20 protein-coding genes are annotated in these 20,051 nt (G+C 61.9%); 6 read left to right on the top strand and 14 right to left on the bottom strand.

The features are described 5' to 3' along the window. Positions 1-49 precede the first annotated feature (49 nt). A complete protein-coding gene (locus tag M5C71_RS33760; RefSeq protein ID WP_248768678.1) occupies positions 50-2,071 on the bottom strand; it encodes a ricin-type beta-trefoil lectin domain protein in 2,022 nt (673 codons plus the stop codon). A gap of 485 nt (positions 2,072-2,556) precedes the next feature. On the opposite strand from M5C71_RS33760, the gene M5C71_RS21510 reads away from it, so the two are divergent. From M5C71_RS21510 to M5C71_RS21500, 3 genes are all read left to right on the top strand, one after another. Continuing rightward, positions 2,557-3,564, top strand: a complete 1,008-nt coding sequence (locus M5C71_RS21510) for a methionine ABC transporter ATP-binding protein (protein ID WP_103496265.1) — start codon at positions 2,557-2,559, stop codon at positions 3,562-3,564. Next, positions 3,564-4,238 (top strand): methionine ABC transporter permease, encoded by a 675-nt coding sequence (locus M5C71_RS21505; protein ID WP_103496264.1) that lies wholly within the window; start codon positions 3,564-3,566, stop codon positions 4,236-4,238. Before M5C71_RS21510 ends, M5C71_RS21505 begins: the two co-directional genes overlap by 1 nt. Positions 4,239-4,305: 67 nt before the next feature. Next, positions 4,306-5,079 carry a MetQ/NlpA family ABC transporter substrate-binding protein gene (locus tag M5C71_RS21500; protein ID WP_103496263.1) on the top strand — a complete coding sequence of 258 codons (774 nt, stop codon included), beginning with the start codon at positions 4,306-4,308 and terminating at the stop codon, positions 5,077-5,079. Positions 5,080-5,213: 134 nt separating this feature from the next. On the opposite strand, the gene M5C71_RS21495 is transcribed toward M5C71_RS21500, so the two are convergent. Next, complete coding sequence (locus M5C71_RS21495) at positions 5,214-6,074, bottom strand: LysR family transcriptional regulator (RefSeq protein WP_248768677.1); 861 nt, start codon at positions 6,072-6,074, stop codon at positions 5,214-5,216. A gap of 105 nt (positions 6,075-6,179) precedes the next feature. Between M5C71_RS21495 and M5C71_RS21490 the strand changes: the two genes are divergently transcribed. Next, positions 6,180-6,605 carry a VOC family protein gene (locus tag M5C71_RS21490; protein ID WP_103496261.1) on the top strand — a complete coding sequence of 142 codons (426 nt, stop codon included), beginning with the start codon at positions 6,180-6,182 and terminating at the stop codon, positions 6,603-6,605. Between the two features lie 3 nt (positions 6,606-6,608). Here the strand turns inward: M5C71_RS21490 and M5C71_RS21485 are convergent, their stop codons facing one another. The 5 genes from M5C71_RS21485 to M5C71_RS21465 are packed head-to-tail and all read right to left on the bottom strand — an operon-like array spanning position 6,609 to position 10,523. Then, complete coding sequence (locus M5C71_RS21485) at positions 6,609-7,244, bottom strand: SCO family protein (protein ID WP_103496260.1); 636 nt, start codon at positions 7,242-7,244, stop codon at positions 6,609-6,611. Then, a complete protein-coding gene (cyoE, locus tag M5C71_RS21480; protein ID WP_177103915.1) occupies positions 7,241-8,140 on the bottom strand; it encodes a heme o synthase in 900 nt (299 codons plus the stop codon). Before cyoE ends, M5C71_RS21485 begins: the two co-directional genes overlap by 4 nt. Next, a complete protein-coding gene (locus tag M5C71_RS21475) occupies positions 8,128-9,207 on the bottom strand; it encodes a COX15/CtaA family protein (RefSeq protein WP_103496258.1) in 1,080 nt (359 codons plus the stop codon). Before M5C71_RS21475 ends, cyoE begins: the two co-directional genes overlap by 13 nt. Positions 9,208-9,217: 10 nt before the next feature. Next, positions 9,218-9,811 (bottom strand): hypothetical protein, encoded by a 594-nt coding sequence (locus tag M5C71_RS21470; RefSeq protein ID WP_103496257.1) that lies wholly within the window; start codon positions 9,809-9,811, stop codon positions 9,218-9,220. Then, the gene (locus tag M5C71_RS21465) at positions 9,777-10,523 is read right to left on the bottom strand and encodes an SURF1 family protein (RefSeq protein ID WP_103496256.1); all 747 of its coding nucleotides are present in this window, start codon (positions 10,521-10,523) and stop codon (positions 9,777-9,779) included. The genes M5C71_RS21470 and M5C71_RS21465 overlap by 35 nt, the downstream gene beginning before the upstream one ends. 71 nt (positions 10,524-10,594) lie before the next feature. Between M5C71_RS21465 and M5C71_RS21460 the strand changes: the two genes are divergently transcribed. Then, positions 10,595-10,798: a twin transmembrane helix small protein gene (locus M5C71_RS21460; RefSeq protein WP_100939991.1), complete on the top strand. Its 204-nt coding sequence runs from the start codon at positions 10,595-10,597 to the stop codon at positions 10,796-10,798. A 20-nt stretch (positions 10,799-10,818) separates the two neighbouring features. On the opposite strand, the gene M5C71_RS21455 is transcribed toward M5C71_RS21460, so the two are convergent. The 4 genes from M5C71_RS21455 to coxB form a co-directional block, all read right to left on the bottom strand. After that, positions 10,819-11,709 (bottom strand): cytochrome c oxidase subunit 3, encoded by an 891-nt coding sequence (locus M5C71_RS21455; protein ID WP_103496255.1) that lies wholly within the window; start codon positions 11,707-11,709, stop codon positions 10,819-10,821. A 33-nt stretch (positions 11,710-11,742) separates the two neighbouring features. After that, entirely contained in the window at positions 11,743-12,291 is a 549-nt protein-coding gene (locus M5C71_RS21450; protein WP_103496254.1) for a cytochrome c oxidase assembly protein, read from the bottom strand. 3 nt (positions 12,292-12,294) lie between these two features. Then, complete coding sequence (gene ctaD, locus M5C71_RS21445; protein WP_100939988.1) at positions 12,295-13,893, bottom strand: cytochrome c oxidase subunit I; 1,599 nt, start codon at positions 13,891-13,893, stop codon at positions 12,295-12,297. An 82-nt stretch (positions 13,894-13,975) separates the two neighbouring features. Continuing rightward, entirely contained in the window at positions 13,976-15,106 is a 1,131-nt protein-coding gene (gene coxB, locus M5C71_RS21440) for a cytochrome c oxidase subunit II (RefSeq protein ID WP_152736538.1), read from the bottom strand. A 372-nt stretch (positions 15,107-15,478) separates the two neighbouring features. On the opposite strand from coxB, the gene M5C71_RS21435 reads away from it, so the two are divergent. Next, on the top strand, positions 15,479-16,129 hold the full coding sequence (locus tag M5C71_RS21435) for a hypothetical protein (RefSeq protein WP_103496252.1): 651 nt from the start codon (positions 15,479-15,481) through the stop codon (positions 16,127-16,129). 209 nt (positions 16,130-16,338) lie between these two features. Here M5C71_RS21435 and M5C71_RS21430 read toward each other — a convergent pair whose 3' ends face one another. The 3 genes from M5C71_RS21430 to M5C71_RS21420 form a co-directional block, all read right to left on the bottom strand. After that, a complete protein-coding gene (locus M5C71_RS21430; protein ID WP_248747454.1) occupies positions 16,339-17,874 on the bottom strand; it encodes a SulP family inorganic anion transporter in 1,536 nt (511 codons plus the stop codon). A 95-nt stretch (positions 17,875-17,969) separates the two neighbouring features. Next, positions 17,970-18,701 carry a carbonic anhydrase gene (locus tag M5C71_RS21425; RefSeq protein ID WP_248768676.1) on the bottom strand — a complete coding sequence of 244 codons (732 nt, stop codon included), beginning with the start codon at positions 18,699-18,701 and terminating at the stop codon, positions 17,970-17,972. A gap of 253 nt (positions 18,702-18,954) precedes the next feature. Continuing rightward, complete coding sequence (locus M5C71_RS21420; protein ID WP_248768675.1) at positions 18,955-20,013, bottom strand: PA0069 family radical SAM protein; 1,059 nt, start codon at positions 20,011-20,013, stop codon at positions 18,955-18,957. Positions 20,014-20,051: the final 38 nt, after the last annotated feature.

Here is a 20,051-nt window from a genome sequence, read left to right as displayed (position 1 = left end):
CCGCCGCTTGCTCCTCAAGCGGCGGGTGAAACATTATCCGAGCCCGCGATTACAGCCCATCACGCAGTATCTCGATACGCCACCGCTGACGTGCATCGATAGGGTTTCTGTAGGTCGAAACCCAGTCCGGGCTGACCTGCGGCGAAACACCATTTTCGTTGGGCATCACGTCGCCCGCCGAAGGCGCTCCGGGATAACTGGCCCACGGGATATTGAAGCGGTTGAAGGCGTTGACCGGCACATCGTCGAAGGCCATCGAGCCGTCCGGCTTTGCCGAGGGTCGCGTCCCCTGGACAAACAGCCGCCAGTCCAGGTTATAGAGCGAATGAATCCGGTCGGCACGCCACTCCCATTGTTGGCGATTGTCGATACGGCAGGTTTCAGTCGACAGCGCACCCGAGCGCTCCTGCAACGCAAGGCACTTTCCAGACCCACGGTTTACATAACGACTTTCCGAGTCGAGTCCCCATAGATGGCTTTTTTGCTGGGCATTGCACGCGGCAAGCGTCACCGTGCTCCCCGACTCGACCAGGCATCTTCCGGCACCGTCCTGGGAGCGGATAAGCACCGACATCTCGCGAGTCAGGTAAGGACTTGATAAATCCAGGACAAACTCACTGTTATGGGCATAGTTGACCAATTCGCTCCTCTTCTTGATCTGGGTCCGATCCCGCCACCATTCATCCAGTTGGAGGTCATAGCCGGCACCGACTATCACTTTCGCATTGCCGCTGTAACTGCCCGGTAACTCCCAGACACTGTAGGTTTCCAGGCTGGCCTGGCGCATCATCGGCGTCATGCGACTCTCTGTCAGAATCGGCCCGTTGGCGGTGACCCTGTCAATCAACGCACTTCTGAGACGAGGTGCGATGGGGGCCACCCAATGCGCGCCGCGGTTATTTGACGATGCCAACAACGAGTAGTCCTTGAAGCTGGTCGCCAGGGTTTTGCTATTGGTGTGCTCATAACTGGCACCCAGACTGAAAGGGGATTTGGCCACGTAGGTGGCCTTATCCGTCGCTCCGGGTCCGAATTCGGCACCTACCGAGCCACCGATGGTGAAACCACGGGTCTGCGTCTCGTTGTAACTGAACTCCGTTCGGCCATCACTCGGGGGAGCAAATCTCACCAGGCCCGGACCGGCACCGGCGGCCTCGACCACATGGCTTACCCGGTACGTCTGGGGCAGATAGGAGGCCCAGAGATTCCTGACACCGGGTATCGGTGTGAGAATGCCATTTCTCTCCGATTTAATCGTCGTCGGATTACCCTTGATAATAATGAACTTCTTGTCTTGAGCGCGCAGGGCACTTCTGATGATCTCGATATTGGCCAATGTCGAGACTTCACCCCTGCGGCCCGTTTGAGACAAGTTGAATGTCAGGCTCGGCACCGCTGTAAAATCCGAAGAACTTACTTGCACCGGAGCACCGGCAGGTGGATATTCTGCCGATCCCTGTAATGTCGCGACGCCTTCTTCCGCCTCAGTGGCCGTATGCCCATCTTGCCCGGACTGCCACTTCAGCACTTGTTCTTCGAGTGCGGCAATCTGTTCCTGCGTGTTCAAATCATCGAAACCCTGGACCTCTACCTGGGCGTTATTTTTTCGGTAAAACAGCGTATAGCGCGAGGAACCGGCGATACCAAACAAAGCGGCAACCTGCCCCTTCAACTTGGCATTATCACCGTCCATTTTCAGCAAAACAGGTATCTGCTCGGCAAACAGCTGACCCACCTTGGCCTGAACGTCCTCATCTTGCGTAACGGCCGCGATATCCAGATAAGCCAAAGCAATACCTGCCCGCTGCCGCTCTATCTCCTCGGGCTCCAGGGCATCGGCCATCAGGCGTGGCCAGGCCTCAAACGTCTCCGGAAGCCCCTGTGCGGAAGGGGGGCCGAACATCAGCAGTTTTTGAGAGGAGATAATATTCTGGGCGCTCGACGAACCCGTCGAACTATCACTGGCGGCTGCGATATTATGAATCGACAGGGCAAGCAAACCCATAACCATGGTCTTGAGTGGTTTCAATGCGATCACCTTATTTATTGTTTCCAAACTTATCGGAAACACGGAAATTCCGTGTCAAACAAATAAAACGACTAAGGCCATCCATTGCTTTCCGGCTAAACACTCAATTCACAAATTTCAATCAAGAAACTTGTAACACCCGAAGATAACACCCCACTTCGGGAGCCGGATTAGTTAAAAGCCTACTTGAACAAAAACAACAAGTCTCGGAAAAAGCCGATTCAAAATATTAACATCCAGAAGCCGAATTGGATCCACTCGCTACTATAAGACCCTGAACTTCACACAAAAGAAACCTCCTACACAACACAGCACAATCGATGTAAACCCGTTACCCGCTGATGGGGAGACTGCCAGCCAATACCGCCACTCGACGGCGCCCGGCGCGACGACCGCCGCTGATCGAGATATGCCCAAATTAAAGGTAGAATGCGAAATAAATGCTAAGACGACCTATACGGACAGGCTAAAATGCCCGCCCGGCTAACCGCTGACCTTTTTCCATTGCGCCCCACAAGGTTCGCTACGTGATCGAGTTTCATAACGTCCATAAAACCTACCGGGTCGCCGGTAAGGATATTCCCGCCCTGCACCCCACCAACCTGCGGGTTGAGAACGGCCAGGTCTTCGGCCTGATCGGTCATTCCGGCGCGGGAAAAAGTACCCTGCTGCGTCTGATCAATCGCCTGGAAGCCCCCAGCGGCGGCCAGATCATCGTCGACGACGAAGAGGTCACGGCGCTCGACGCCAATGGCCTGCGGCGTTTCCGCCAACAGGTCGGGATGATCTTCCAGCACTTCAACCTGCTGGCCTCCAAGACCGTGGCCGACAACGTCGCGCTGCCGCTGACCCTGGCCGGCGAGCTGTCCCGGCGTGAGATCGACCAGCGGGTCGCCGAACTCTTGCAACGGGTCGGCCTGTCCGACCACGCGAAGAAATACCCGGCCCAGTTGTCTGGCGGCCAGAAGCAGCGGGTCGGCATTGCCCGCGCCCTGGCGACCAAGCCGAAGATCCTGCTGTGCGACGAAGCCACCAGCGCCCTCGACCCGCAAACCACCGCGTCGGTCCTGCAACTGCTGGCCGAGATCAATCGCGAGCTGAAGCTGACCATCGTGCTGATCACCCATGAAATGGACGTGATCCGCCGGGTCTGCGACGTGGTCGGGGTGATGGATGCCGGCGTGATCGTCGAACAGGGTCCGGTGGCCGAGGTGTTCCTGCACCCCAAGCACCCGACCACTCGCCGCTTCGTCCAGGAAGACGAACAGATCGACGAAAGCGAGCAGCGTGACGACTTCGCCCATGTGCCGGGCCGTATAGTGCGTCTGACCTTCCAGGGCGAAGCCACCTACGCGCCGCTGCTGGGTACCGTCGCCCGTGAAACCGGCGTGGACTACAGCATCCTTGCCGGGCGCATCGACCGCATCAAGGACACCCCTTATGGGCAACTGACGCTCGCCGTCACCGGCGGCGACATGGAGGCCGCCTTCGCGCGCTTCACCGCCGCCGACGTCCATATGGAGGTACTGCGCTGATGGACCTGTTTCTGAATTTCTTCGCCAACGTCGACTGGGCGGATATCTGGGAAGCCACAGGCGATACCATGCTGATGCTCGGCACCTCGCTGGTGTTCACCATCCTGCTGGGCCTGCCCCTGGGGATCCTGTTGTTCCTCTGCAGCCCGCGCCAGTTGCTGGAGCAGAAGGCTACCTACGCGATCCTGGCCTTCGTGGTGAACGTGGTGCGCTCGCTGCCATTCATCATCCTGCTGATCGTGATGATTCCGTTCACCGTGCTTCTCACCGGCACCTCCCTGGGCGTGGCCGGGGCCATCCCGCCGCTGGTGATCGGCGCCGCGCCGTTCTTCGCGCGGCTGGTGGAAACCGCGCTGCGCGAAGTCGACCGGGGCATTATCGAAGCCACCCAGGCGATGGGCGCGACCACCCGCCAGATCATTCTCAATGCGCTGTTGCCGGAAGCCCGGCCGGGCATTCTCGCGGCGATTACCGTGACCGCCATTACCCTGGTGAGCTATACCGCCATGGCCGGTGTGGTCGGTGCCGGCGGCCTCGGCGACCTGGCGATCCGCTATGGTTACCAGCGTTTCCAGACCGATGTCATGGTGGTCACGGTGATCATGCTGATCGTCCTGGTGCAGGTGCTGCAGAGCATCGGCGACCGGCTGGTGGTGCACTTTTCCCGTAAGTAAAATCCGCCTTTTACACCTGAATAAGCCGGCCCCAGGCCGGCATGCGCCCCTCACATGGAGTCGTTCGATGAAAAAACTGATTGCTGCCTTTGCCGCCGTTGCCGCCCTCTCGGCCCACGCCGCCGAAACCCTGACCGTTGCCGCCTCGCCGGTCCCCCACGCGGAAATCCTCGAGTTCGTCAAACCGGCCCTGGCCAAGGAAGGCGTGGACCTGAAGGTCAAGGTCTTCACCGACTACGTGCAACCGAACGTGCAAGTGGCCGAGAAACGCCTGGACGCCAACTTCTTCCAGCACCAGCCGTACCTGGATGAGTTCAACAAGAGCAAGGGCACCCACCTGGTCAGCGTTGCCGGCGTGCATGTGGAGCCCCTGGGCGCCTACTCCAGCAAGTACAAGAAACTCGCCGACCTGCCAGGCGGCGCCAATGTGGTGATCCCGAACGACGCCACCAACGGCGGCCGCGCCCTGCTGCTGCTGCAGAAAGCCGGCCTGATCAAGCTGAAGGACGCCACCAACATCCTGTCGACGCCCAAAGACATCGTCGAGAACACCAAGGACCTGAAGATCCGCGAACTGGAAGCCGCCACCCTGCCGCGCGTGCTGACCCAGGTCGACCTGGCCCTGATCAACACCAACTACGCCCTGGAAGCCAAGCTGGACCCGGCCAAGGACGCACTGATCATCGAGGGTAGCGACTCGCCGTACGTGAACATCCTGGTGGCCCGCGAGGACGACAAGGATTCGGACGCGATGAAGAAGCTGGTCGCGGCGCTGCACAGCCCTGAAGTGAAAGCCTTCATCCTCGAGAAGTACAAGGGCGCGATCGTACCGGCGTTCTAAGCCACACAGTTAAGACCGAACACCGTTCCTGTAGGAGCAGGGCTTGCCCGCGAAGCTTTTAGTGGCCTTCAGGGCCGCGGGCAAGCCCTGCTCCTACAAGGGTTGGTGCCGTTTGCAAGGAATCGAACAGGCCGTTATACCGGCTGACGCAGACACTCCAGCAGACAATCCAGCGCCGGCTGCCGCTGGGCGCGACGCAACACCGCAATCAACTGCCGCTCGAAAGTCAGCTCGCCCAACCCGATCACCCGCAACTGATCCGCCCGCTGCAACCACAGTCCCGCCCGGGGCACCAGCGACACCCCCAGCCCGCACTCCACCATCCGCGCAATCGCTTCCAGCTCATCCAGCTCCAGCGCATCGCGTACCTGTATCCGCTGTTCCCGCAGAAACTGACTGACCAGCCGCCCGCCAAAGGATGCCCGGTCATACCGTACGAATGGCTGCTCGGCGAGCAATTGCAGCGGGTCATCCCCCGGCAGATGCAGCGACGCGATCAGCACAAAGGGCTCGCTGGCCAGGGGAATCTCCAGCAACTCCTTGGGCAGCTCGAACGGCGGCTTGATCAACAGCGCCAGGTCCAGCTCACCGGCATCCACCTGGCCCAGCAGATTGAGGGAAACGCCCGGCACCAGCTTCAACTCCACCCGTGGCGCCGCCTGGCGAAAGCGCGGCAAGGCCTGGGGCAACAAACCGGTCTGCACCGTGGCAATGGCGCCGATACGCAACTCCCCCTGCCACTCGGCGGCGCTCGTCGACAGGGCCATCTGCCCGTACAAGGCGAGGATCTGCTCGGCCAGGGGCAGCGCATGGCGACCCGCCGCATTCAGCACGGCGGCCCGCCCACTGCGATCGAACAGGCGCACCCCGAGGTTCTGCTCCAGCACGCGCATCTGCGCGCTGACCGCCGACTGGGTCAGCCCCACCTGCTGGCCGGCGGCGACAAAGGTGCCTTCGCGGGCAACGCGGATAAAGGTCTTGAGTTCACGAAGCATGGCTTACTCAACAAAAATAGTCGGGCTCGGAAGCAAGAATATGCGCTTTTCAGCAAAATAATCATCGCTACACTGAAAGCTCCTTCCCCCAGCCTGGTATCCGACATGGCGCTTTCACCGTTCCACCTGGCAATCCCGGTCCATGACCTGGCCGCGGCCCGACATTTCTACGGCGATGTTTTTGCCTGCCCGGAAGGACGCAGCAGCGATCACTGGGTGGACTTCGACTTCTTCGGTCATCAGTTGGTGATTCACTACCAGGCCAAGACGGCGGCCCAGGAACAGGCGTTGAGCAACCCGGTGGACGGCCACGACGTGCCGGTACCGCATTTCGGCGTGGTGCTGGAATGGGAAACCTGGGAAGCGCTGGCCGAGCGCCTGAAAGAGAAGGGCACGCGGTTCGTGATCGAACCCTACGTGCGCTTCAAGGGGCAGGTGGGCGAACAGGCAACCATGTTCCTGTTCGACCCGTGCGGCAATGCCCTGGAGTTCAAGGCCTTCAAGGATATCGGGCAGATGTTTGCCAAGTAGCCGCTATTTGCGCGTGAGCAAATCCGGCAACTGCGCCACCAGCTTCTGGTTGTTCAACGGCGCGCGGATAAAGCCGCGCTGAGTACCGTCCGGCCCGACGATCGCCAAGTTGCCGCTATGGTCAACGGTGTAGTTGGGCTTGCTGGTGTCCGCCGGAATAAACGGAATGCTCAGCGCATTGGCGACCTTCTGCAGGTCGTCGATCGAACCCGCGGTCAGCCCACGGAACTCTGGATCGAAGTAACCCAGGTACTGCTTGAGCTGCTGCGGCGTATCGCGGTTCGGGTCGACGCTCACCAGGATCACCTGCAACTGGCCCACCGCGTCCTTGGGCAACTCGCTCTTGATCTGACGCAGTTGGGCAAGGGTGGTCGGGCAGATGTCCGGGCAGAAGGTGTAGCCGAAGAACAGCAGGCTCCACTTGCCCTTGAGCTCGTCGACCTGCACCGGCTGGCCGTTCTGGTCGGTCATCTTCACCCCGGGCAGCGAACGGCTCTGGGGCAGCAGGATGATCCCCGCATCGATCATCGCCGTGGGCTCGCCCTGGCGCTGGTTATGGATCACTTTGTTGACCGTCAGGCCCAGGACCAGGGCCACCACGGCGACAAGAATAAAAACGGTTTTCTGAACTCGAGTCATAGATTCAACAATAGGTAGTGATCGACAAGCAGCGCGATAAACAGCAGGAACAAGTAGTAGATAGAGTACTTGAAGGTGTTGATCGCCGCATGCGGCTGACTGCCACGGTACAGCACCCACGCCCAGTTCAGGAAGCGCGCGCCCAGGAGCGTGGCGCAGACCAGGTAGAGCAGGCCGCTCATGTGGATCACGAACGGCAGCAGGCTGACCGCCAGCAGGACACAGGTGTAGAGCAGGATATGCACCTTGGTGTAATGCTCGCCATGGGTCACCGGCAGCATCGGGATATCCGCCTTGGCGTACTCTTCCTTGCGGTGGATGGCCAGGGCCCAGAAGTGCGGCGGGGTCCAGGCGAAGATGATCAGCACCAGCAACAGCGGTTCGGCGCTGACATGGCCGGTGGCCGCGACCCAGCCGAGCAACGGCGGCGCCGCCCCGGCCAGGCCGCCGATCACGATATTCTGCGGCGTGGCGCGCTTGAGAAAGCCGGTGTAGATCACCGCGTAACCGAGCAGGGACGCCAGGGTCAGCCAGGCCGTCAGCGGGTTGGTGAAACTCAGCAACAAGGCCTGCCCGAGCACCGCGAGGACCAGCGCGAAACTCAGCGCCGCCGCCGGCGATACCCGGCCCTGGGCCAGCGGCCGCTTGTGGGTGCGGGCCATCAGCGCATCGATGCGCCGATCCACCACATGATTGACCACCGCCGCGCCGCCGGCACACAGGGCGATGCCCAGGTTGCCGAACACCAGCACGGTCCAGGGCACGCCGGCACGGGTCGCGAGAAACATGCCCACCAGCGAGGTGATCAGCATCAGCACCACCACCTTGGGTTTGGTCAGCTCCAGGTAGTCGCGCCAGAGCGCCTGGGCCTGGGCCTCACCGATTACAGTCGCCACGGCATTTCTCCCTTGATCGTGATGGGCGCATGGACCGCTTTGATCGGGCTCAGACGCCAGCGTGCCGGCGCTTGCGCGCGCACCCGGACCAGCGCGGTACGCGCGTGGTAGTTGACCAGCACCAGCGTCAGCAACAAGGCCGCGCCGCCGGCATTGTGCGCCACGGCCACCGGCAGCGGCAGATGAAAGTAGACATTGCTCAGGCCCAGGCAGATCTGCGCCGCCAGCGCCAGCAGCAGCAACCCGGCGAGCCGGGTCATGCCCACCGCCCGCAGTTGCCAGGCCAGGCCTAGCAGCACCAGGGTCACCAACAGGGCGCCGATGCGGTGGGTCAGGTGAATGGCCGTGCGCGCATCGCTGTCGAGCTGGCCGCCCAGGTAGTTGGGGCCGATATGCTGGGTCAGGTGGAAACCGTTGGCGAAATCCGCGTTCGGCCACCATTGCCCGTGACAGGTCGGCAGGTCGATACAGGCCACCGCCGCATAATTGGAACTGACCCAGCCGCCGAGGGCGATCTGCAGAATCACCAGCAGCAACCCGGCCGTGGCCCAGCGCTGCAAACGCCGTGGCACCGCCAGCGCCGGCAGCACGCCGGACAGGCGCAAGGTCAGCAGGAACAGCAGGCTCAAGGTGGCAAAACCGCCGAGCAGATGGGCCGTGACCACCTGGGGCCAGAGCTTGAGGGTGACCGTCCACATGCCGAAGGCCGCCTGGGCGAAGACCACTCCCAGCAGGAACAGCGGCAGCTTCAGTGGTTGCCCGTCACGCCGGCGTTCATGCCAGGAGCGTGCGGCCAGCAGCACGATCAGCAGCCCCAGGGTCCCGGCGAAGTAGCGATGGACCATCTCGTTCCAGCCCTTGTGGGCTTGCACCGGGGTATCGGGAAAATGCAATTCGGCATGGGCCAGCTGGGCTTCGCTCTGGGGCACGCTGATAAAGCCGTAGCAGCCCGGCCAGTCGGGACAGCCCAGGCCGGCGTGGGTCAGCCGGGTGTAGGCGCCCAGCAGGACGACAATCAGCGCCAGCAGCGTGGCGAACAGCGCGAGGCGAAATCCAGGTTTGGCCATGACGATGCCCTCATCCGATATTCGACAGTTTCAACAGTTGCACCAGGTCGTTGAGCAGGTCCTTGCCGTTGACCCCCGCGTCATAACGCAGCACCAGGTTGCCGTGGGGATCGACGATCCACAGTTGCGCCGCGCCGTTGCCCTTGGCCTCCCGGTTGTAGGCCGCAAGATCCAGCGGGTAGCGTTGCAACTGCGGGTATTCGCGCTTGAGCTTGGCGTCGTAGAACGTCTCCAGGGGTTGCGCCGTCGCCAGGGCATGGCTGGCCCGGGAAGCATCGCGGCCCAGGGCGATCTGGATCTGCCGCGCCAGGTAGACCAGTTGCTGGCAGTCCGCGGCACAGTCCCCCGGCGCGGTCACCAGCATCTGCCAGCGCTGCTCGTCGGTCTGCACGCCCAGGTCGGCACGGCTTTCGCCATTGCCGATCAACTCGCCGTGATAACTGCGGCTCTCCGGCACCCAGAACTGCAACTTGTACATCCCGGTGGCGAGGACCATCGGGCCGATCACCACCAACAGGATCATGATCAGTTGCCAGCGACCGCGGGCACGCCGTGGCGGGGTCGGGGCTTCAGCTGTGTTCAGTGGATTCATGGCCGCTCCCATGGTGTTTCTCCCTTGCGTTATGCCATCCGAGGTAGAGATAAAGGCCGAACAGCGCCAGTGCCATGGCGAACCACTGCACGGCATAGGCCACATGTTTTTCCGGCCCCATGCCTTCGGAGACCACCGGCCAGCCGGCCTCATAGGCCGCCGGGCCGGACTCCTGGCGCAGTTCGTAGTTGAAACCTGTGCGTCCCAGCTCCGCCCAGAGCTTGTCCGGGTCGATCGCGGTCACCAGCCGTGGCCAGCTCGCATTGGCCGGGTCGCTGCCCAGCTGGAAGGTCGCGCCAGGCGAGACATACACCCAGGCGCCGATTTCCAGCCGCTGCGCAGGGGTGCTGAACACCGGCGGCGTGCGCCGATCCGGCCAGGGCAACCAGCCCCGGTTGACCAGCAACCACAGGCCGCTGGCCTCGTCGTGGAACGGCTGCAACAGCTCGACGCCGACCCGGTCGTCGCGCATGCGGTTATCCAGCAGGTAACTGTGTTCGGCGTCGAACTGCCCGCTCAATCGCACCCGCCGAAAGGCCGGATCGGTCATGGCTTTCAACTGGTCGCTAGCCACCGGTTCGGAAGTGCGACGCTGGGCATGGTTCTCCAGCAGCACGCGTTTCTGCTCGCTGCGACTCAGCTGCCAGAACCCCAGGCAGACCAGCAACGGCAGCAGCACAAGCACCACCAGGGTCGGCGCGATGCCGGGCTGGAAGCGCCTCATGACCGCGCTCCGGCGGCCGTTATTCGACTCGCTATACTCAATTGCATGCGCATCTCCCCCGGAGTCTCACCATGTTGAAAGCGGCGATTGTCCTGATGCTGTTGGCCACGGTGGCCAGCCTGTTCAGCGGCCTGTTCTTCCTGGTGAAGGACGACGCGCACTCCAAGCGCCTGGTCCATGCCCTCACCGTGCGGGTCGGGCTTGCCGTGATCACCCTGGCCTTGATCACCTGGGGCTTTTTCAGCGGCCAACTGGTGTCCTCGGCGCCCTGGTAAAACCCAGGGCCCGGCAAGGCTCAAAGCACGTAGACGAACACGAACAGGCCGATCCAGACCACGTCGACGAAGTGCCAATACCAACTGGCCGCTTCAAAACCGAATTGATGCTCGGCATTGAAGTGCCCGCGCATGACCCGCATCAGCATCACGAACAGGATCAGGGTGCCGATGGTCACGTGGGCACCGTGGAAACCGGTGAGCATGAAGAAGGTCGCGCCGTAGATGCCCGAGCCCAGGGTCAGCCCCAACTCGTGATAGGCATGCATGTATTCCTTGGCCTGGAAGCTCAGGAACGCGATCCCCAGCAGCACGGTGATCGCCAGCCAGATCTTCAGCGCGCCGCGATGGCCGTTCTTCAGGGCATGGTGAGCGATGGTCACGGTGACGCTGGAACTGACCAGCAACACGGTATTGAGCAGCGGCAAGCCCCAGGGACTGATGGTTTCCCTGGGTCCGGGAAAGAGCTTCGGATCGGGGTTGTTCAGCAAGGGCCAGGCATTCTGGAAGTTCGGCCACAACAGGTGGGCGATCCCTTTCGCGCCACCGTCACCGGCCAGCCAGGGCACCGACAGATTGCGCACATAGAACAGCGCGCCGAAGAAGGCGATAAAGAACATCACCTCGGAAAAGATGAACCAGCTCATGCCCCAGCGGAACGAGCGGTCCATCTGCGGGCTGTAGAGCCCGGCGCGACTTTCCTTGATCACCGTGCCGAACCAGCCGAAAAGCATATAGGCCAGCAGCAGTCCGCCGACGAAGAAAATCAGCGGGCCGTGGGAATCCGGGCGCGCCGCCTTCAGGTCGTTGAACCAGGTGCCCAGACCGAACATCGTGGTCAGCATGCCCGCCGTGGCAATGATCGGCCACTTGCTCTGGGCCGGTACGTAGTAATGCTCATGAATCGCCATTTATTGTTCTCCTTATCGGGCACGCCAAATGTCCTAGCCGCCCGTACCCGCCACGGGCGGATTGCGGGCGGTGATGTCGAACAGCGTGTAGCCCAGTGTCAGTTGCTTCACATCCTTGGGCATGTCGCGGTCAACGATGAAACGTACCGGCATCTCGATGCGCTGCCCGGGCTGCAGGGTCTGCTGGGTGAAGCAGAAGCATTCGGTCTTGTGGAAATACACCGCCGCATTCGCCGGGGCGATGCTCGGGATGGCCTGGGCCTTCATCACATGGTCGGTGGGGTTGTAGGCCACGAAGAGCATCTCGTTGACGGCACCGGGGTGCACGGTCAACTGGTTGGCCTTGGGATAGAACTCCCAGACCATGTCGACGGCATTGGTCGAGAGAAACTGCACGCCGATCTTGCGTGACAGGTCGACCACCTGCTCACCTTCATACTGCCCGGCGGTCTTGCCGTTGATCCCGAAGGCCTTGCACATCACGTCGTAGAGCGGCACCAGGGCAAAACCGAAGGCGAACATCGCTACCACCACCAACAACAGGCGTGTGACCAGGCGCTTGAGCGAGATCGAGTCGGCCATGATCTATTTCACTTCCGGCGGCGTGGTGAAGGTGTGGTACGGCGCCGGTGACGGAATGCTCCACTCCAGGCCTTCCGCGCCATCCCAGGGCTTGGCCGGGGCCGGCGGGCCGCTGCGGATGCACTTGATGACGATAAACAGGAACAGCAGCTGGGTGACCCCGAACATGAAGCCACCGATCGAGGAGACCATGTTGAAGTTGGCGAACTGCAGGTTGTAGTCCGGCACCCGCCGTGGCATCCCCGCAAGGCCCACGAAATGCATCGGGAAGAAGGTCAGGTTCATGCCGATGAACGACAGCCAGAAGTGCAGCTTGCCGAGGGTTTCGTCGTACATGTGGCCGGTCCACTTCGGCAGCCAGTAGTAGGTGGACGCGAAGATCCCGAAGATCGCCCCCGGCACCAGCACGTAGTGGAAATGCGCCACCACGAAATAGGTGCCGTGGTACTGGAAGTCCGCCGGCGCCATCGCCAGCATCAGCCCGGAGAAGCCGCCGATGCTGAACAGGATGACAAAGGCCACCGCAAACAGCATGGGCGTCTCGAAGGTCAGCGAACCTTGCCACATGGTGCTGACCCAGTTGAACACCTTCACCCCGGTCGGCACCGCGATCAGCATGGTCGCGTACATGTAGAACAGCTCGCCGACCAGGGGAATGCCGACCACGAACATGTGGTGGCCCCAGACGATGAACGAGAGAAAGGCGATGCTCGCCGTGGCGTAGACCATCGAGGTGTAGCCGAACAGCGGCTTGCGGGAAAACGCCGGGATGATCGCACTGACCGCGCCGAACGCCGGCAGGATCATGATGTACACCTCGGGATGGCCGAAGAACCAGAACACGTGCTGGAACAGCACCGGATCACCGCCACCGGCGGCACTGAAGAAGCTGGTGCCGAAATGGATATCCATCAGCATCATGGTCACCACACCCGCCAGCACCGGCATCACCGCGATCAGCAGGAACGCGGTGATCAGCCAGGTCCAGACGAACAGCGGCATCTTCATCAGGGTCATGCCCGGCGCACGCAGGTTGAGAATGGTCGAGATCACGTTGATCGCGCCCATGATCGAACTGATGCCCATCATGTGGATGGCGAAGATAAAGAAGGTCACGCTTTCGGGCGCGTAGGTGGTCGACAGCGGCGCATAGAAGGTCCAGCCGAAGTTCGGCCCGCCGCCGGGCATGAACAGGGTCGAGACCATCAGCGAGAAGGCCGCCGGCAACAGCCAGAAGCTGAAGTTGTTCATCCGCGGCAAGGCCATGTCCGGCGCGCCGATCATCAGCGGGATCATCCAGTTGGCCAGGCCGACGAAGGCCGGCATCACCGCGCCGAAGACCATCACCAGGCCGTGCATGGTGGTCATCTGGTTGAAGAACGCCGGCTCGACAATGTGCAGCCCCGGCTGGAACAACTCGGCGCGGATCACCATGGCGAAGGAGCCGCCGAGCAGGAACATGGCGAAGCTGAACCACAGGTACAGCGTGCCGATATCCTTGTGGTTGGTGGTCAGCACCCAGCGCATCAGGCCCTTGGCGGGACCGTGGGCGGCGTGCTCATCGTGGCCGCCATGGCCATGGTCATCGATCACTGCACTCATGTCCTGTCTCCTGCAAACGGGGGAACGGCTTGGCCCGGGAGCCTCGGCTCCGACCGGTTCAGCGAACACGCAACGGAGCTGTTCATTTGCTGCCCTCCGCCTGCTTCAGTGCCAGGACTTCCTTGGGCGTGACCATGTCGCCCTTGTTGTTGCCCCAGGCATTGCGTTCGTAGGTCACGACGGCGGCGATATCGACTTCCGACAACTGTTTGCCGAAGGCCGCCATGGCCGTGCCCGGCTTGCCGAAGAACACCCGGTGCAGGTGGTCTTCCTTGGGACCGGTGGCGATTTTCGAGCCCTTGAGTGACGGGAACATCGGCGGCAGGCCCTGGCCCTCGGCCTGGTGACAGGCCACGCAGGTGGTGTGGTAGACCTTGTCGCCGCGCTCCTTGAGCTCGTCGAGGGTCCACTCCTTGCTGGTCAGTTCCTTGAGCTTGGCGGACTCGGCCTTGCGATCGGCCAGCCAGCTGTCGTAGTCGGCCTTGGTGCGGACATCGACCACCACCGGCATGAAACCGTGGTCCTTGCCGCACAGTTCGGAACATTGCCCGCGGTAGAGGCCGGGCTTGTCGATCCGGGTCCAGGCTTCGTTGAAGAACCCCGGAATGGCATCGCGCTTGACCGCCAGGGCCGGCACCCACCAGGAATGGATCACGTCGGCGGAGGTCACCAGGAAACGCACCTTGGCGCCCACCGGCAAGACCAGCGGCTGGTCGACTTCCAGCAGGTAGTTTTCGCCCTTGGGCGCCTGGTTATGCATCTGTTCGGCGGGGGTGGACAGGTTGCTGAAGAACTCGACATCCTGGCCCAGGTATTTGTAGTGCCATTTCCACTGATAGCCGGTGATCTGGATATCGACGTCCGACTCACTGGTGTCGTACATCTTGATCAGCGTGGCGGTCGCGGGAATCGCCATTACCACCAGGATCAGCAAGGGCACGATGGTCCAGAGGATTTCCACGGTGGTGCTTTCATGGAACTTGGCCGCCACCTGGCCAGTGGAGCGTCGGTGCATGATCATCGACCAGAACATTGCACCGAACACGATGATGCCGATCACCACACAGATCCAGAAAATGGTCATGTGCAGATCGAAGATCTCGTGACTGACTTCCGTCGCTCCAGGCGTCATATTCACGGTCCAGGCGGCATGCGCCTGACTGAATATCGACCACAACAGGAGGCCCATCCAGACTCGTGGATGTCGCATCATTGCGGGTTCCCCTTATCGTTCTTGTTATCCCGCCGGCTTTCACCTGCGGCCAAGGGAATGGTCGTACTGCGTAAGCGGACCATTCGGCCGGGCCTGCAACAGCTGCCGGGCGTCAACAGCTAACTCCCTACGAAATCGAGTATAGACAGCGACCGGGACAGCGCCATGCGATCTGGGAAATGAACTGAAGGCGACTTTGCATCAGGCTGGAGGCCACGAATTACCTGGGGCAGAGCAGAAATGATGGCAAGCCGATATAACTCACGCATATAAGCATGAAATAATTATTACAAATGCGTCTGAACATCTTTTATAACCCAGCTACTTTGTACTCTCCCTATTTTCCCTTTGCCGTCCCCCCCTGGAGTTTTCATGAACACCGCCGCATTGCGCGAGCAGATTCAACGTGCCCATCAACACGAGGCCGGTAGTGGCCAGTTGACGCGTCAACTTGAAGTTCAATTGCCGCACCTTCACCCCGCTATTCAACTGCCGGATGTTGACGCCAAAGGTGTGCTGACCCGGTTTGTCAAAGCCTATATCGACCTGGTTCCCGATTTGCTGGATGCGGCCAATGAGGTGGCGCGCGAAGCCGGCATCGAATCGCAGATCAAGCCGGTGCTGACTATCGCCGAGCAGTTTTTCCTGCAACCCCCGGCGATCCTGGAAGGCCATGTCGGGCTCGACGGCCTGCTGGACGAAGCCTATCTGGCGCATCGCCTGGTGGAGGAGGTCAACGACCTGTACATCAAGCATTTCGGCCAGCCGCTGATTCCCTCGGACATTACCGTGGCCAACCTGATCGCCCACCAGTTGATCGGCGAGACATTCGCCAACCAGCTGGATGAAGCGGTGCATCACGCGGTCGATGAAATGCTCAACGAAGAAAGTTTTGCCCTGGAGTCGGTGGAAGCCTATCGCGAGCGCCTGTACAGCCCGGACACCGAGGCGGCGTGGAAGCGCTGGCCGTGCCTGTCGCGCCAATTGGGCGTGGGGCTGGAGCTGGAGCAGCCGGGCGCTTGAACCGACAACGCAATTGATCGCAACCGAACGCGATCAGCTGCCGACGCGCGCTCCTGTAGGAGCCGAGCTTGCTCGCGATCGGCTGCGCAGCAGTCGTAAAACCTGCGCATGCGGTGCATCTGGCACACCGAGTCAGCCGGATTGCGGTCGCTGCGCGCCCGATCGCGAGCAAGCTCGGCTCCTACAGGTTTTGTGGCGTTTTACCATCGTCAGGCTGCGGCGGAACCGATACCGCTGGTGGTCCGCAACCGCCCTTCCAGGCGCCGTTTCAAGCCATGGGCCTCGATCACCAATCGCGAACCCTTGGCCCGGTTGGCCCGGTCCCACTCCTCCAGCAACTCCAGGCAAGAGTGGTCGATATAGCTCAGGTTGCCCAGCGGCACGTGCACCACCGTGCCCGTCGGAACCGTCGACAGCACCCGGGTCAGCGCCGGCACCTTGAGAAAGGTCGCCGCTCCCAGCAGGCGCAGCTCCATCTCACCCTCGGCAGGCAAGTCCACCAGGCTGATTTTCAGGCGCGAGGCTTTCCAGGCCAGCTTCGCCAGGGTCAGGCCGAAACCGATCAACACCCCCGTCAACAGATCAGTGCAGACAATCGCCAGGGCCGTGGCCCCATAGGTCAGCATCGGCATGCGCCCGTAGCGCCCCAGGCCGCGAAAGACCTTGAGGTCCACCAGCTTGATGCCCGTATACACCAGCACACCCGCCAGGCTCGCCACCGGAATGCTTTGCAGCACGCTGGACAACAGCAGCACAAAGGCCAGCAGCCACAAGCCATGGAACATCGTCGACAGGCGGGTCCGGGCACCGGCCTGGACATTCGCCGAACTGCGCACGATCACCCCGGTCATGGGTAGCGCCCCGAGCAAGCCGCAGAGCATGTTGCCCACCCCCTGCGCCGACAGTTCGCGGTCGAAGTCCGAACGCTGGCCGTCGTGCATGCGGTCCACGGCGGCGGCTGAGAGCAGGGTTTCGGCGCTGGCGATAAAGGCCACGGCAAAAGCCGCGATCAGCAGGTTGGGATCGGCCAGGTTGAGCAGGTCGGCGGGCCGCAGCCAGTCGATGGCCTCGGCCAGGTTGGCGGGGACTTCCACGCGCTTGACCGACAGCGCCAGCAGCAGGCTCGCCAGGGTCGCCAGGCCCACGCCAAGCAGCGCACCCGGGACAAAGCGCAGGGCATGGGGTTTGCGCTTGTCCCAAAGCCACATCACCAGGATGGTTCCCAGACCCAACGCACCGGCCTGCCAGCCGCTGCCTTCGCCGGAAAACGCCTGGCCCACAGCGGCGGGGAAGCCCAGCAGGTTGTCCAGCCCCGAGGGTAGGGGAGAGCCGTCGAGCATCACATGGACCTGGGACAGCACGATCAACACACCGATCCCGGCAAGCATGCCGTAGACCACCGCCGGGGCGGTCACCCGGAACCAGCAGCCCAGGCGCAGGCGGCCAGCCAGTAATTGCAACACGCCGGCCAGCAACAGGATCGGCCCGAGCATGGCCATGCCGTGCTCGCGCACCAGTTCGAACACCAGCACCGCCAGGCCCGCGGCCGGACCGCTGACCTGCAACGGCGAACCCGCCAGCCAGCCCACCACCAATCCACCGATGATGCCGGTAATCAGCCCTTTGGCCGGTGGCATGCCGGACGCGATGGCGATCCCCATGCACAGCGGCAGGGCCACCAGGAATACCACCACGGAAGCCAATAGCTCCCGTGGCAAAACCGCTTTCAGTTGTGCAGCACGCATGATGAATCTCCCGAGGATTTCTTCAGGCATGGCCAAGCCCGACCGCTCGAACGTCGGTCGTGGCTGAACCCAATGGATGGAGGAGGCTTCAGGCGCTAGAAGCGGGCTTTGGGCGTCGCACTCGGGATCGGATGAGTGCCATCGAGGGGCAGGAAGCAGGCCCGATCGGCGTCATACGCTTTGATTTCGCTGGTTTCGATGTTGTAGATCCAACCATGGATAAACAGGTGACCGTTGGCCATGCGCGAGGCTACCGAAGGGTGCGTGCGCAAGTGCTGCAACTGGGCGATAACATTTTCTTCGGTCAGCACCTGCATGCTTTCGCTTTCGTTGGCACAGTTGCAGTTTTCATGGACCATGGTCTTCGCCACTTCGGCATGGCGCAGCCAAGCCTTGACCGTGGGCATCTTTTCCAGGCTGTCGGGGTTGAGCACCGCACGCATGGCGCCGCAGTCCGAATGCCCGCAGACGATGATGTGCTGCACGCCGAGGGCCAGCACCGCGTACTCGATGGCGGTCGAGACACCGCCGTTCATCTGCCCGTAGGGCGGCACCACGTTGCCGACATTGCGGGTCACGAACAGGTCGCCGGGCGAGCTATGGGTAATGAGTTCAGGCACGATCCGCGAATCCGCGCACGTGATGAACATCGCCCGGGGGTTCTGGGCCGTGGCGAGTTTCTTGAACAACTCTTCCTGCTGCGGAAAAATTTCATGATGAAAATGCAGGAAGCCATCGACGATATGCTGCAGCGCCGCATCGGCGGTTTCGGCCCCGGGGAGCCCAGAGGCCGACGCAGCTGACGGCTGTTTATCCTTGTCACTCATGATTCATCCTCTTTTCTGACGGATTGAAGGGGATTTTCCTGATTTGGCTCGCTCGCGCCAGCACCCATCGGATCAATACGCCCGATTCCTTGAACGCACCTGTACACAACAGGCAGCTTCACCCTAGTCGCGAAAACTTAACTCAAGCTGAATCAGAGGCTCTAGGACGGACGTTCCAGAAGCTTCTTACGCGCTTACCCGAGAGTATAGGCGCAGGCCAAACGCCAGCAGACACCTTTGTCCGGATCATGCCTCAGAGTAACGACATTTGCCCTCCGGGAGGACAAAACGCCGTGCAATCGAGGTTGTAACCTTCGCGGCGGTTGAGGCCCAGACGCTTGATGGCCTTGGCAAAACGTTGCGCCAGCAGGTCGGCAAACGGCCCTTCGCCGCGCATCCGCGCACCGAACCGGCTGTCGTAGAGCTCGCCGCCGCGGGTCTGGCGAATCAGGCTCAAGACATGGGCTGCCCGTTGCGGATAGTGGGCGGCGAGCCACTCCTCGAACAGCGGCGCTACCTCCAGGGGCAGGCGCAGCATCATGTAGGCGGCGCTCTGGGCACCGGCGTCGCGGGCCTCGGTGAGCAGGCTTTCCAGCTCGCTGTCGTTGATCATCGGAATCATCGGCGAACATAAAACGCCCACCGGGATACCCGCTTCACCCATGACCCGGATCGCCCGCAAGCGCGCCTTGGGCGCCGCCGCACGGGGCTCGAGGATGCGCTTGAGTTCGTCGTCGAGGCTGGTCAGGCTGATCATCACCGCCACCAGGCGCTGCCGTGCCAGTTCCGTGAGCAGGTCGAGGTCGCGCAGGATCAGCGAGCCCTTGGTGACGATGGTCACCGGATGCCGATAACGCAGCAACACCTCGAGGATCCGCCGGGTGAGCTGGTGCTCGCGTTCGATCGGCTGGTAGGGATCGGTGTTGGAGCCCAGGTTGATCGGTGCGACGCGATAGCCCGGCCTGGACAATTGCTGCTCCAGCACGGCGGCGGCGTTGGTCTTGGCGATCAGCCTGGTTTCGAAATCCAGGCCTGGGGACATATCCCAGTAGGCATGACTGGGGCGTGCGTAGCAGTAGATGCAACCGTGCTCGCAGCCGCGATAGGGATTGATGGAGCGGTCGAAGGGCAGGTCCGGCGAGGTGTTGCGGGTGATGATGGACTTCGCCGTCTCGATGCGCACCTCGGTGCCCTGGGTCAGCGGAACCTCCTGGTACCAGCCGTCGTCCTCGGCCACCGAACGATGGGACGCGAAGCGGTTGTGCGGGTTGGTCGCGGTGCCACGGCCACGGGGTGGGAGCGGGGTGAACATTGGAAAGGCTCCATTACTGTATTTATATACAGTAATGG

The organism is Pseudomonas sp. MWU12-2345 (assembly GCF_023242385.1).
Taxonomy (GTDB): domain Bacteria; phylum Pseudomonadota; class Gammaproteobacteria; order Pseudomonadales; family Pseudomonadaceae; genus Aquipseudomonas; species Aquipseudomonas gingeri_D.
This window is presented reverse-complemented; position numbering and strand designations above follow the sequence as displayed.